Source organism: Peribacillus sp. NPDC055009 (assembly GCF_053608705.1).
In genome coordinates this window covers 252,343-265,141 of record NZ_JBSGVZ010000003.1, presented here as the reverse complement: position 1 = coordinate 265,141, position 12,799 = coordinate 252,343, and the positions used below count along the sequence as shown (strand labels likewise).

At 43.6% G+C, this 12,799-nt stretch carries 10 protein-coding genes; 5 read left to right on the top strand and 5 right to left on the bottom strand.

The features are described from left to right. Positions 1 to 5 precede the first annotated feature (5 nt). Both ACWF5P_RS07500 and ACWF5P_RS07495 read right to left on the bottom strand, forming a co-directional pair. Positions 6 to 1,331 (bottom strand): solute carrier family 23 protein, encoded by a 1,326-nt coding sequence (locus tag ACWF5P_RS07500; protein WP_434168765.1) that lies wholly within the window; start codon positions 1,329 to 1,331, stop codon positions 6 to 8. A 158-nt stretch (positions 1,332 to 1,489) separates the two neighbouring features. Next, positions 1,490 to 3,103: a PucR family transcriptional regulator ligand-binding domain-containing protein gene (locus tag ACWF5P_RS07495; RefSeq protein ID WP_434168766.1), complete on the bottom strand. Its 1,614-nt coding sequence runs from the start codon at positions 3,101 to 3,103 to the stop codon at positions 1,490 to 1,492. Between the two features lie 310 nt (positions 3,104 to 3,413). Between ACWF5P_RS07495 and ACWF5P_RS07490 the strand changes: the two genes are divergently transcribed. The 4 genes from ACWF5P_RS07490 to ACWF5P_RS07475 all read left to right on the top strand — a co-directional run bounded on the left by ACWF5P_RS07490 (position 3,414) and on the right by ACWF5P_RS07475 (position 8,601). Further along, the gene (locus ACWF5P_RS07490) at positions 3,414 to 4,469 is read left to right on the top strand and encodes a Rieske 2Fe-2S domain-containing protein (RefSeq protein WP_434168767.1); all 1,056 of its coding nucleotides are present in this window, start codon (positions 3,414 to 3,416) and stop codon (positions 4,467 to 4,469) included. A 197-nt stretch (positions 4,470 to 4,666) separates the two neighbouring features. Continuing rightward, positions 4,667 to 5,914 carry an allantoate deiminase gene (gene allC, locus ACWF5P_RS07485; RefSeq protein WP_434168768.1) on the top strand — a complete coding sequence of 416 codons (1,248 nt, stop codon included), beginning with the start codon at positions 4,667 to 4,669 and terminating at the stop codon, positions 5,912 to 5,914. Between the two features lie 14 nt (positions 5,915 to 5,928). Then, complete coding sequence (locus tag ACWF5P_RS07480) at positions 5,929 to 7,191, top strand: pyridoxal-phosphate-dependent aminotransferase family protein (protein ID WP_101224280.1); 1,263 nt, start codon at positions 5,929 to 5,931, stop codon at positions 7,189 to 7,191. A 30-nt stretch (positions 7,192 to 7,221) separates the two neighbouring features. Further along, complete coding sequence (locus ACWF5P_RS07475; RefSeq protein ID WP_434168769.1) at positions 7,222 to 8,601, top strand: allantoinase; 1,380 nt, start codon at positions 7,222 to 7,224, stop codon at positions 8,599 to 8,601. A 137-nt stretch (positions 8,602 to 8,738) separates the two neighbouring features. On the opposite strand, the gene ACWF5P_RS07470 is transcribed toward ACWF5P_RS07475, so the two are convergent. The 3 genes from ACWF5P_RS07470 to ACWF5P_RS07460 are packed head-to-tail and all read right to left on the bottom strand — an operon-like array spanning position 8,739 to position 11,100. Next, positions 8,739 to 9,185, bottom strand: coding sequence for a PaaI family thioesterase (locus tag ACWF5P_RS07470; RefSeq protein ID WP_101224278.1), 447 nt, complete (start codon positions 9,183 to 9,185; stop codon positions 8,739 to 8,741). Positions 9,186 to 9,199: 14 nt separating this feature from the next. After that, positions 9,200 to 10,750: a solute symporter family protein gene (locus tag ACWF5P_RS07465; protein WP_260356838.1), complete on the bottom strand. Its 1,551-nt coding sequence runs from the start codon at positions 10,748 to 10,750 to the stop codon at positions 9,200 to 9,202. Next, a complete protein-coding gene (locus ACWF5P_RS07460; protein WP_434168770.1) occupies positions 10,747 to 11,100 on the bottom strand; it encodes a DUF485 domain-containing protein in 354 nt (117 codons plus the stop codon). Before ACWF5P_RS07460 ends, ACWF5P_RS07465 begins: the two co-directional genes overlap by 4 nt. A 264-nt stretch (positions 11,101 to 11,364) precedes the next feature. Here ACWF5P_RS07460 and ACWF5P_RS07455 point away from each other — a divergent pair, with 264 nt between their 5' ends. Continuing rightward, positions 11,365 to 12,693, top strand: coding sequence for a phenylacetate--CoA ligase family protein (locus ACWF5P_RS07455; protein WP_260356840.1), 1,329 nt, complete (start codon positions 11,365 to 11,367; stop codon positions 12,691 to 12,693). Positions 12,694 to 12,799: the final 106 nt, after the last annotated feature.

The following is a 12,799-nucleotide window of genomic DNA, read 5'->3' as shown; positions in this document are numbered from 1 at the left end:
CCTTTTTAAATGCTTTTTGCCATGAACTGATCTGCATCCGCGATGGTTCTATCTGCCGCCTTTTTCTTTCGGGGAGTCAAGATCACATTCAGGATGATGGCTGTCAGGCTTCCTGTGATGATTCCATCACCGACAACGATTCGGATGGTTTCCGGCAGGCTTGAGAATAACTCGGGAACGACGGTTGCGCCCAGTCCGAGTGAGACTGAACAAGCAATGACCAATAAATTGGCATTATCCGAGAAATCGACGTCATTCAACATTTTAATTCCTGATGAAACGACCATTCCGAACATGACGACGGTAGCACCTCCGAGAACGGCAGTGGGAATCAGTGTAGCGAGTGCTGCGATTTTCGGTACAAGTCCAAGCCCGATTAAAATGAAGCCGGCTACAATGGTGATTGTTCTTTTTTTTACACCGGATAATTGTACGAGGCCTACATTCTGGGCGAATGTACTATAAGGAAAGGCATTGAAAATCCCGCCTAAAGTGAAGGCAAGGCCTTCTGCCCGGTAGCCCTTGACAATATCTTTTTCACTCAATTCCCTGCCGGTTATTTTTCCGAGAGCAAGGAATGCGCCAGTGGATTCGACAAGGATGACTGTGCCAACCAACATCATCGTAAGTATGGGTGCTATTTCAAAGCTGGGTGTACCGAAGTACAAAGGAGTGGGGATATGGAACCAAGAAGCCTCGGCAAGGGTGGAAAAGTCCATCTTCCCAAAAAACGTTGAAGCGATCGTTCCTGCTATGATGCCAATCAGAACGGAAATGGAGCGAATGAATCCAGTGAAGCAGCGATTGATTAACAGAATAACGGCGAGGACTCCTAAAGAAAGCATCAAGTTCTCAGCTGAGCCAAAGTCTTTGCTGCCGGAACCGCCAGCCATATTCTTTATGCCGGTGGGCACTAAGGATAATCCAATGATGATGACGACGGTACCGGTCACGACAGGCGGGAATAATTTAAGCAGTTTACCAAAGATGTTGGAGAAAAAAATGATGAATAATCCAGCGGCTATGATTGATCCATAGATAGCGGAAATGCCATAATTGCTGCCGATGGATATCATGGGGGTGACTGCGACGAAAGAAGTTCCCAAAACTATCGGGAGGCCAATTCCAAAGTATTTATTTTTCCAAGATTGCAATAATGTAGCGATCCCGCAGGTCAATAGATCAATGGCAATAAGGTAGGCTAACTGTTGAGAATTGAATCCCAATGCCCCCCCGACGATGATCGGCACCAATATGGCACCAGCATACATGGCAAGAACGTGCTGAAGACCTAACGAGAAGGCCTTGGACTTATTAATTCTGTCATTCATAAAAAAACTCCCTTCTACAGTAGCGTGTCATTTTATATCACGTGATTCTGTTATGATTAATATCATAATAAAAAATCAGAAAATTGTCATTAGTTAGATTAGACAATTTTTGGTTGTGGATATAGACAACTTGCATAAAGTGATGGGAGGCTTTTGTTTTATATTTTAAGTAAGGATTTAATGCGAAGGGCAAGCCGTATCTGGAGTGTGGTCTCCGAATCTTTCAGGCTCTTGCCGAGCAGCTCTTCGCATTTCTCGAGTCTGTATACAACTGTGTTTCGATGTACGAATAACCTTTTGGCAGTTTCGGATATTTGACAATGAGTTTCGAGATAGACGGATAATGTCTGTAATAAGGATTGCTCCTCCTCGGTGAAAACCTTTGAAAATCCCTGTAGTGAATAATGGTGAAAATTCATGAGGTCTTCTTCGGGGATGATCCTCAATAATTCCATAATATCCTTCGTTCGGAATATATGGATGTATTCGATCCTTTTCGAAAGGCCTCCTTCGAGAAGGGAGTCGTTCGCTTCTTTGTAAGAATTCTTGGTCTGTAAAAAACTCTGGCTCAAATGGCTCACTCCGAAAGAAATCGTGCAGCCGAACTGGCTGGCTGTTATCCTTTGCAATGATTTTAGCGAGGTTTCGACAGTTTGGAGAACGTCAGAGACTTCATTCACTTCATATAAAAGAATGCATTTCTTGCCTTTGGTAAAGAGATGAATGGGATTGGGTGATAGGCAAAGTTCATCTTCCAAAAACTCGTATATCGAATCAGCCCGTCGCTGCAGCTGTGTGTAACTTATGTCCGAATCGGATTCATCGATCTTTCCGACTGCGCATATATAGGTTTTTTCATTGTGTAAGGAAAACTCCTTTGCCCGATTTATGATTTCCTCTTGTGAAGAGAAACTGCCATCGAGAAAATGAAGGAAGAAATCATTTCGGATATTCCGATCATGCTGTTTAAGGGCGTGTTCTTTCATCAGGGCAAAAGAAATGACATTAGTTGCCTGTTCTATCGTCAATGTTATGAGGTTATCGCTAGTCTTAATTTCTCCCGATATCGTCAAATAACCAAATTTCTCTTCATTCATATAGATGGGGAAGACGGTATAGGGCTGTTTATTGGAAAGGGATGAAAATGAAAAGAAAGGTGTTTTGGTTTTGTGGAATCGGAATCCCGCTTCGCTCATTTTTTTGATTATTGGAATAATTCCAGGTGTTGAGATTGGTTGGAATATTGGTTTTAGGTACTGGTCAACTAATAAGATGGGGTATCCAATCATATCCGATAAATGATCAAGCAGCTTTTGAATTCCTTTGCCGCGCATGATTAAGTTTGTGAATTGTTTATGTGTTTCCATGGCAAAAGTCAATTCCGCTGCACGTTGATCCAAAATCCCCCGTAATGTATGGTTGATGATTTCCCCGAGTGACAATTCGGCCGGGAGTTCAATGATTGGAAAGGATAAATCATTGGCAAGAACCAGTGCCTCCTCAGGTATTTCCTTTAGGTACCTCCTTGTCTTTATTCCCAGGGCTGCGCAGCCTTGGTTTGCCATCGCTTCGACGAGTGATGACAAGAGATGCGGCTTGTCCTTTATGTGATAAGCCGTCGTTACAAGGAATTCATTTGGTTTTAAAAAGTTGATGATATCCGGAGCGTCCATCATATTGACTGTGAGGACTTCCCGTTCGATCCCTGTTCCTCCGGCAATTAAATGCATGCCGGTTAATGCTGGTAATGTTAAAAGTTCGGCTACCTTCATCTGAAACACCTCATTTTGGAAAATTAGAGTATTGAGTGTAAGTTTATAAATACAGGGGAAATGAATCGGTTTTAAATTAGCGCATGTTGCTGATATTAGTTTGAATCCCTCCGTTTACTAACGTGCTTTGCGGATTTTCATTATCATATCATACAAACACTTTGGCATATCCTACAAATTTCATTGTTTGGATTATCAGATAAATAAAAAAAGCATTTTTATGTTAGGTTTTATAACATCGTTGGTGACATGTTATTTTAATTTTGTTAATATTTATAAAAAATAACGTGAGGATAAGGGAGACGATAAAATGAGTGAAGGCACAGTTGCTTCCAGTAAGAAAAAAAGAGTAACGCCGTTTCCGAAAGAATGCACATTCAGCAAAGGGGACTGGGATGTATTATCGCAATATTGGTTTCCTGTGGCGGCAGTCGAGGAAATATCGGAAAAACCGATAGGCATTAAACTTCTGGATGTGCACCTTGTCCTTTATCGGGCCAATGGGAAGATTATCGTTGCGAGGGACCTTTGTCTGCATCGTGGTGTGCCATTAAGCATGGGATGGGTGGATGGTGATGATATCGTATGCCCTTACCACGGTTTTAGATATGGCCCGGAAGGGAATTGTACGGGGATACCTGCACATCCCAACGCTAAAATATCCCCGCGTCTTTGCATTAATATTTATCCCGCGGTTGAGCGCTACGGCTTGATTTGGACTTCGATTGCGAGCGATAAAGAGGATATTCCAAAGTTGCCGGCCTGGGATGATGAGGCATATTTGAACATCCTGCCGCCATCCATAGACATTGCCGGTTCAGCCGGTCGGCAGATGGAAGGTTTTTTGGATGTGTCCCACTTTGCTTGGGTTCATTCGGAAAGCTTCGCTGATCGTAACAATCCTATCGTTCCTAGTTATAAGGTGGAAAAAACGGAATATGGCCTCCATGTGGAATACTTAAGTTCCGTCAGTAATTACGGAAAAGGCATGCGGCATTTAGAACCTGCCCACTTTGAGTGGCTGCGTGTTTTTGATATCTATCCACCGCTGGCGGCCAGGCTTACTGTCCATTTCCCGGAGGATGGGAAACTTCACATCTTGAACTGTGCCAGTCCGGTTTCGGCACGAAAGACAAGAATGTTTTCACCGATGGCCCGTAACTTTGATTTAGATGCCCCGGTTGAAGATACTTATGAATTCAACTTGCAGATTTTCAATGAAGATAAGGAAATGGTGGAAAATCAAAAGCCGGAGGAGCTGCCTCTTGATTTGCAAGCGGAAGCACATATCGCGGCAGATAAGACGTCGATCGCTTATCGTCAGCTATTGAGGGAATTGGGCTTAGGCTCGAATTATACAAGTTGATAAAAAGAGGGTGTCCGGTTTAATGGGCGCCCTCTTCTTTTGTTGGCTTGTTTTCAGTTGGTTATTTTGCACAAAAAAACACCGAAATACTAACAGAATTGTCAATGAAGTTAAATGTGAAAGCAAGTAAAATAATAGATAACATAAATTTGTGAATATTCATAACATGAATGGATATTGAGAAGGGAAGCGATGTGATGGGCATTCAAATCGAAAAATTCATAGATGAAAAGGATGATGTTGCGTCGATGATAGAATGGTTGGCATCTTTCGGGGCAACGGAGAGTAATGGGGTGACCCGGTTATTATATTCCAAGGAATGGATGAGCGCTCAGCAGGCAATGAAAGCTGAGATGGAAAAAGAAAACCTCAGTACATATTTTGATAGTGTAGGCAACTTGTTTGGCAGGCTTGAGGGAAGGGATCTCTCAGGTGGAATCATTCTGACCGGTTCTCATATAGACACGGTCAAGGATGGGGGGAAATATGACGGCGCATATGGGGTCATCGCTAGTTTCCTGGCAGTTAAGAGGTTGTATAAAGCCTATGGGGCGCCGCGAAAGACGATTGAAGTCGTTTCCTTTTGTGAGGAGGAAGGAAGCAGATTTCCCTTAACGTTTTGGGGGTCGAGGAATATTAAAGGAGTCTATGGTCTTGAGCATGTCAGGGATTTAAAAGATACAGAAGGAATTCCTTTTTTGGAAGCCATGAAAAAGTCAGGGTTTGAACCTGGAGCCTATAAAACCCCGGTCCGCGATGATATTGAACGGTTCGTCGAAATTCATGTAGAACAGGGGATGGTGCTTGAAAAGAATGAGAATGCAATTGGGGTCGTCAGCCATATTGTCGGGCAGCGCCGTTATACGGTTAAAATCATGGGTGAGAGTGATCATGCGGGCACCACTCCCATGTCATACAGGAAGGATGCTGTCGGTTTTGCTTCGGAATTCATTTCTTTTTTAACGAAAAAAGCGATGGGTATGGACCCGGGTTTAGTTGCGACTGTTGGGAGAATGGATGTTAAACCTAATGTTCCGAATGTCATTGCTGGTGAAGTGGAGCTCAGTCTCGATATCAGGCATCACGAGGAAGAGGTTCTTGAAAGGTTTTGTAAGGAAATCTTTTCGACTTTCGATTCCTTGGCAAAGAAAGCTGAAATGAAGCTGGAGGTTTCACAATGGATGGATGTCAAACCGGTTGCGATGGATCGGGAAATGAATGGCCTTGTCCGAAAGGTAGCTAAAGATAAAAATATACCATACCAAGATATGGTCAGCGGAGCCGGCCATGATGCACAAGTATTTGGTTCGTTTTGTCCGACTTGCTTGCTGTTCGTTCCAAGTAAGGGGGGGATCAGCCATTCGCCTAAGGAGTTTACGAGTGTTGTGGATATGGAAAAGGGAATCGACGTTTTAAGTGAAATACTATATAAATTAGCCTATTAAAGGGGTTGGGGAAAATGGCATATTCAGAATTGAATGCACCGATGAGAACGATCATGACACCAGGACCGGTCGAAGTGGATCCGCGTGTTTTAAGGGCGATGAGCACACCGATATTAGGGCAATTCGATCCTGCATTCACTACAATCATGAATGAAGTGATGGAAATGCTGCGTTTGGTTTTTCAAACGAAAAATAAATGGGCATTCCCTATCGATGGCACCTCAAGATCGGGTAATGAAGCGATTCTATGCAGCATCATTGAGCCGGGAGATAAGGTTCTGGTTCCCATATTCGGTAGATTCGGTCATTTGTTGGTCGAAATCTGTGAGCGATACGGAGCTGAAGTCCATACGATGGAATGTCCTTGGGGAGAGGTGTTCGAACCGCAAGCTGTCATCGCGGAAATCAAGAAAGTCTCCCCAAAAATAACAGCAATCGTTCATGGGGAAACTTCCACAGGTTGTATGCAGCCTTTGAAGGAAATCGGGTTGGCCTGCCGAGAATTGGGTGTCCTGCTTGTGGTGGATGCGGTTGCCTCGATCGGGGGCACCGATGTTAAGGTGGATGAATGGTGTATTGATGGGTTGATAGGAGGGACACAAAAATGCTTGTCAGTTCCTTCAGGTATGGCACCGATTACGTATAATGAGAGAATAGAAGAAATCATCCAGTCCCGCAAAAAGGTGGAACGTGGTATTGCGACGGATGAAGATAACCAAAAGGTTTCGCTCCGCCGTCCGATCACCAGTAATTATTTCGATTTAAGCATGCTGCAGGATTATTGGGGACCGCGCCGCTTGAATCACCATACAGAAGCGACCTCCATGATTTATGCGTTACGTGAAGGGTTGCGCCTTGTGCTTGAAGAAGGTCTGGAAACGCGCTTTGCCCGTCATGAACTCCACGAAGCTGCTCTCGTTGAAGGGATCAAGGCAATGGGGCTAACGTTATTCGGGGATGGGAAAAACAAACTTCCGTGTGTAACTTGCATCGAAATTCCAAACGGAATCGACGGTGAAGCTGTAAGAGCCATGCTGTTGAATGAATTTGGTATCGAAATCGCTTCCTCGTTTGGTCCGCTTCACGGCAAAATCTGGAGGATCGGGACCATGGGATTCAGTTGCAGGAAAGAAAACATCCTCTTTGTATTGGCCTCCTTGGAAGCTGTCCTTTTGCGCCAGGGGTTCCAAGTTAATCGGGGAGAGGCTTTGCAGGCTGCACTGGATGTGTATGTGGGAAAGACGGAGAAAGTGGCTGCATCAAGGGGATCTCTTTGATTATAAAACTATTTTGGGGGAGTGGTCCATATGTCAATATATGATCTTATTATCCGCAATGGATATGTAGTTTTTCCTGATGGAGTGAAGAAAGCTGATCTTGCCATCCAGGATGGGGTGATTGTTAAGATTGGGGATATCCTGGATGGCAATGGTTATGCAGAGTATGAAGCGGATGGCCAGCATATCTTTCCTGGTATGATTGATGTCCATGTGCATTTTAGCGAACCTGGCCGCGCCCATTGGGAGGGCTTTGAAACAGGATCGCAAATGATGGCAGCGGGAGGCTGCACCACATATTTCGATATGCCATTGAATGGAATCCCTTCAACGATTGATCGAAAGGCCCTCCTTGAAAAGGGCAATCTCGGTGAGATGAAGTCGGTTATAGACTTTGGATTATGGGGAGGGCTGGTCCCGGGAAATATCGATGATTTAGAGGATCTCGCCAAATCCGGAGTCATCGGATTTAAGGCATTTCTATCAGCGACGGGAAATGAGGAGTTTGAACGGGCAGATGATTTCACCCTTTTACATGGAATGAAGAAAATAGCGGAATTGGGAAAGGTCTTGGCCCTTCATGCGGAAAGTGATCCGATCACTCAGTGGTTCAAGCGGGAAAAAGAGAAGGATGGACTATTCAGTGCGAATGATTATGCAGCTACAAGACCTGTGCAAGCGGAAGCGGAGGCTGTGGAGCGTGCCATTACATATGCAGAGTTAACGGGCTGTCCGCTGCACTTTGTCCATATTAGCAGTAGTTTGGCCATCGAAAAAATTGAATCGGCCAAACAGAAGGGGCTGGATGTGACGGTCGAGACGTGTCCGCATTATTTATTATTCAATCAGGATGATTTAATAGAAAAAGGCGCGGTTGCAAAATGTGCTCCCCCACTAAGGGAAAGGGAAGAACAAGAAAGATTGATTACCCGTTTAATGGAAGGGAAATTCGATATGATTTCTTCCGACCACTCACCATGCCCTTTTGAGCTGAAAGATCCTGCCATACATAATATTTTTGAAGCGTGGGGCGGAATAAGCGGGGGGCAATTTTCGTTGATGTCGATGATTGAGTTGGCTGTTTTACATGGTATCCCGCTTCATAAGGTCGCTGAGTGGACAGCTTCAGCCCCGGCAAAAAGGTTCGGTCTCTCCTCTAGAAAAGGACAAATCGAGGTAGGGAAGGATGCAGACCTTGCCATCGTTTCCCTTAATGGTATGCATGAAGTTTCGGAAACGAATTTTTTCGCGAAACATAAGCAAAGCGTTTATATGGGCCATACCTTTCCTTGCCAAATCACGGCTACCATGAATAGAGGGAAAATAGTTTACGAGACTGATGTAATCAGTGAAAGGGAGCGTGGGGAGTGGCTAAAAGTGATAGATTCCAGTATTCCGGCCAATAGCTAGGAAGAAGGGTTTTAAAATAAGGGAGGGGGATTCCAAATCGGGAATCCCCTTTTTATTAGTTTAATGTATGTATCATGGGCAAAACAAGGGGAAAATAAACCGGACAAGTTGATTGCTCGTCCGGTTTCAAGTGTTACTTATTCAACTTGGTCGACGAAATATTGATTTTTCCTGTATACCATCGCTTCCATGGTTGCAATCAATTCCCTTTCATTTGACACGTCTATTTTATACCAGGCCAGTTTATGGTTTTTCTTTATTTCTTCCGCTCTGGCAGTTAAAGTCTCACCCCGTTTGCCAGCTGATAAGAAGTTGATGTTGTTTGAAACGCCAACCGCAATTTTGCCATATGAATTACTGGCTGCGGCGAACACGTAATCAGCAAGTGAAAAGATGATGGCACCGTGAACGGTTCCATGGCTATTTAGCATGTGGTCACTTGGAATCAATTCTGCTTCAGCTGTCCCGGGACCGAGTTTCGTCAATTTCATCCCTAGAAAAGAAGCGTATGGTTCGTCGACCAGTACTTGTTTGATTTGATCGTAATGCAATTCGTGAATATCCTGATCTAAATGTGTGGTCATGGAAATCCTCCTTCTTAATGGTCTTTTGCTGAACTTATCCCATATCCGGTGTTTGATTTGAACAGTACTTCAGCAAAACCGTTTTCTTCATCTTTTGCTTTTGACAGTATTGTACCTAAATAAGCTCCAATAAAGCCGAGCGGTACGGTGAAAATGGTCGGGTTGCTCATCGAGAAGAGGGGATCACCAGTGAAAATCCCCATCCCAGGTTCCGGATTCCATACATTGGGACTGAGCATGACCAGTATGATGGAGCTGAGTAACCCGAATGACATTCCGGTGATCGCTCCGGTTGCGTTGAAGCGTTTCCAATATATTGTGCAAAGAATGATCGGTAAATTGGCACTGGCAGCAATTCCAAGCGCAAGGACTGAAAGAAAAGCGACATTCATTGATTGAGCAAATAAAGCAAGTAAAATCGAAATGACCGCTACTCCGACAGAAGCCATTCGGGCAACGAGTATTTGCTGTTTTTCCGTAATATTTCCTTCCTTGATGATTTCACCGTATATATCATGTGCAAAAGCCGATGCCGACGTTAAAACAAGGCCGGATACAACCGCTAAAATCGTGGCAAATGCCACAGCAGAAACGAATGCGAATAAAAATTCCCCGCCCATGGTTAATGCAAGAAGGGGCGCGGCCATGTTTCCAGCCGAGTTTGCTTCGATGATCCGCTCAAACCCGACGAAAGATGCAGCGCCGAAACCAAGGAAAATCGTCATGATGAAAAATACCCCTATAAACCATGTGGAATATACGACGGATTTCCTTGCAGTAGCTGCGTCCTTTACTGTAAAGAAGCGGACGAGTAAATGCGGAAGGCCTGCTGCTCCAAGGACAAGCGACATATTAAATGAAATCATGTCGAGTCCATCGGTGTATTTATTTCCTGGATTCAAAAATTCCTTTCCGAGCGGTGTTGCAGTTTGTACATGTTGGAACATCTCTGAAATGTTGAAATTAAAACGGGAAAAAACGATGAACGTCAATACAGCGGAACCGCCTAGCAATAGAACCGCTTTCGTGATCTGCACCCAGCTTGTCGCTCTCATCCCGCCGAAAATCACATAAATCGTCATCAGTACACCGACAAGAAGAACTGATAGCCAATAATCGATGCCGAGCAAGAGTTTAATTAATCCTCCTGCACCTACAAGTTGGGCAATCATGTAAAAGATTGAAATGACAAGTGTGTTAGCAGCAGCTATCCCTCGCACTTTTTTTGATTTGAAGCGTGCTGAAATCATGTCTGCCAGCGTAAACTTACCTAGATTGCGAAGTGGTTCCGATACAAGATACAATAAGACAAGAAAGGCCACAAGGTTCCCGATGCTCATATAAAAGCCATCAAAACCAATCAGTGCGATTGCACCCGTAATTCCCAGGAAGGATGCGGCTGACATAAAGTCACCTGCTACGGCCAATCCATTCTGCCATGCTGTCAATCCGCCGCCGGCCGTATAAAAATCGCTGGCATTTTTCGTCTTCTTAGAAGAGTAATAGGTTATTGTAAGCGTTAACAAGATGATGCCCAAAAAAAGCGTGAGGGATAAAATGCTCATTCGCCAAGCTCCTTCTCATATTTATTCAAGATATTTTTAGCCATCTTGTCGTATTTCTCTGCTTTTTTGATATAGACAATTCCCCCTAACCATACGACAGCGAATTGGAGAAGTGCATATACCCAAGCCCAAGTAATATTAAAAAAAGCTTCACCCTTCAACACTTCGCTATAAGCGGCTAAAATAGGCAGAACAAAATAAAAAGCAAGAAAGAAGAGAGTGACAGGTAGGATGAAAGCTTTTTTCTTTTGAAGCAAATACTTGAATTCTTCCGTTTCAATTAATTGACGATACTTATTTCCGTTGTCATGTCCTGATGGTGAATGGCCGTTTTTAGCCTGTGATTCCATAGTAAGCCCCCTTTTTGTGTAGTACGTTTTTAAAACGATTGTTTGATAAAATGATATATCATTGTTAAAATTAACATAGTCTGAAAATTTAGTAAATTAGTATTTTGTCTATTCGGTCATTTTATCTGAATTATAAAAACATTATTGACAACGTAGAAATGACGTATTAATCTTGAAATAAATCATAACAATAATTTAATATCCGTTTTATAACCGTTATGTATGTTAGGTGGGACAATAGTAAAATTGAGGGGGACTGAAACAATGTACAATCCGGAAGTTGAAACGGCTTCACGTGCTGAAATGGAAAGTTTACAAATGGCACGCCTTAAAAAAACGATTAGCCATGTATATGAAAATGTACCTTATTACAGAGAAAAGTTTAGAGAGATGGGCCTGGAACCAGAAGATATTCAAACTCTAAACGATGTGATAAAGCTTCCATTTACAAAAAAACAGACGCTTCGTGATCAGTATCCATTCGGTTTATTTGCCGTTCCGATGGAGGATGTAACACGCATTCATGGTTCATCCGGAACGAGCGGAAAGCCTACAATTGTCGGGTATACGAAAAATGATTTGGAAAATTGGGCAACAATCGTCGCACGTGGAATTGTAGCTGCAGGAGGTCGCAAGTCAGATATTTTCCATAACGCATATGGATATGGTCTGTTTACAGGGGGCCTGGGCTTGCATTGCGGGGCAGAAAAGCTGGGAGTTGCGACAGTACCCATTTCAGGGGGGAATACCGATAGGCAGATTACGATCATCAATGACTTTAAACCGCGAGGCATTTGCGGAACCCCTACTTATATTTTGAATATCGCTGAAAAGATGGAAGAGATGGGAATTGATCCTGCTGATAATGGGCTTGAGTATGGGATTTTCGGAGCTGAGCCATGGTCGGAGGCAATGAGGGCAACACTTGAGAGGAAACTGAAATTGAAAGCCATCGATATTTACGGATTAAGTGAAATCATGGGGCCGGGAGTTGCGATTGAATGTCATGAAGCACAGGATGGACTGCATATCGCAGAAGACCATTTCCTTGTCGAGGTCATTAACCCGGACACGCTTGAACCGGTTAAGGACGGCGAAGATGGGGAACTTGTCTTTACCAGCCTTACAAAGGAAGCGCTGCCAATCATTCGTTACCGTACAGGTGATATCGCCTCAATTACACATGAACCGTGTAAATGCGGGCGTACGACAACTAGAATGTCCCGTGTTAAGGGCAGAACGGATGATATGATCATAGTCAGGGGAGTGAATGTGTTTCCATCTGAAATAGAGCGTGTGCTATTCCAAATGGAGGGAATTGTGCCACACTATCAGATTCATCTCGTTAAGAAGGGAAATATGGACGGTGTTGAACTGCACATTGAAATTGAAAGCGGTTTCTACAGGGAGATTGAAGAAGACTTAACGCATGGGAATGTAGAGATATTAAGGAAAACGATACAGCATCATTTGAAATCCGCATGTCTTGTAACGATGGATATTGTTGTCAACATCCCAAAAAGCATTCCCCGTTCAGAAGGAAAAGCGATTCGTGTCGTTGATAAGCGGAAGGATGAAGTCATTCGTTTATAAATTCCATGCTCATGAATATGGATGTTGAAACCGGACGATTCTATCGTTCAGTTCTTTCCTGCTAAATTACCGTACGATTGGAATAAGTGAGCTGAAGAAATCGAAC

Bases quoted from the DNA above. Each gene is read 5' to 3' on its own strand.
- ACWF5P_RS07470 (WP_101224278.1), bottom strand. From the start codon at position 9,185: ATGACCACACATTTAGATCAGGATATTCACGAATTGCATTACGATCAA.
- ACWF5P_RS07500 (WP_434168765.1), bottom strand. From the start codon at position 1,331: ATGAATGACAGAATTAATAAGTCCAAGGCCTTCTCGTTAGGTCTTCAG.
- ACWF5P_RS07490 (WP_434168767.1), top strand. From the start codon at position 3,414: ATGAGTGAAGGCACAGTTGCTTCCAGTAAGAAAAAAAGAGTAACGCCG.
- ACWF5P_RS07480 (WP_101224280.1), top strand. From the start codon at position 5,929: ATGGCATATTCAGAATTGAATGCACCGATGAGAACGATCATGACACCA.
- ACWF5P_RS07475 (WP_434168769.1), top strand. From the start codon at position 7,222: ATGTCAATATATGATCTTATTATCCGCAATGGATATGTAGTTTTTCCT.
- allC (WP_434168768.1), top strand. From the start codon at position 4,667: ATGGGCATTCAAATCGAAAAATTCATAGATGAAAAGGATGATGTTGCG.
- ACWF5P_RS07455 (WP_260356840.1), top strand. From the start codon at position 11,365: ATGTACAATCCGGAAGTTGAAACGGCTTCACGTGCTGAAATGGAAAGT.
- ACWF5P_RS07460 (WP_434168770.1), bottom strand. From the start codon at position 11,100: ATGGAATCACAGGCTAAAAACGGCCATTCACCATCAGGACATGACAAC.
- ACWF5P_RS07465 (WP_260356838.1), bottom strand. From the start codon at position 10,750: ATGAGCATTTTATCCCTCACGCTTTTTTTGGGCATCATCTTGTTAACG.
- ACWF5P_RS07495 (WP_434168766.1), bottom strand. From the start codon at position 3,103: ATGAAGGTAGCCGAACTTTTAACATTACCAGCATTAACCGGCATGCAT.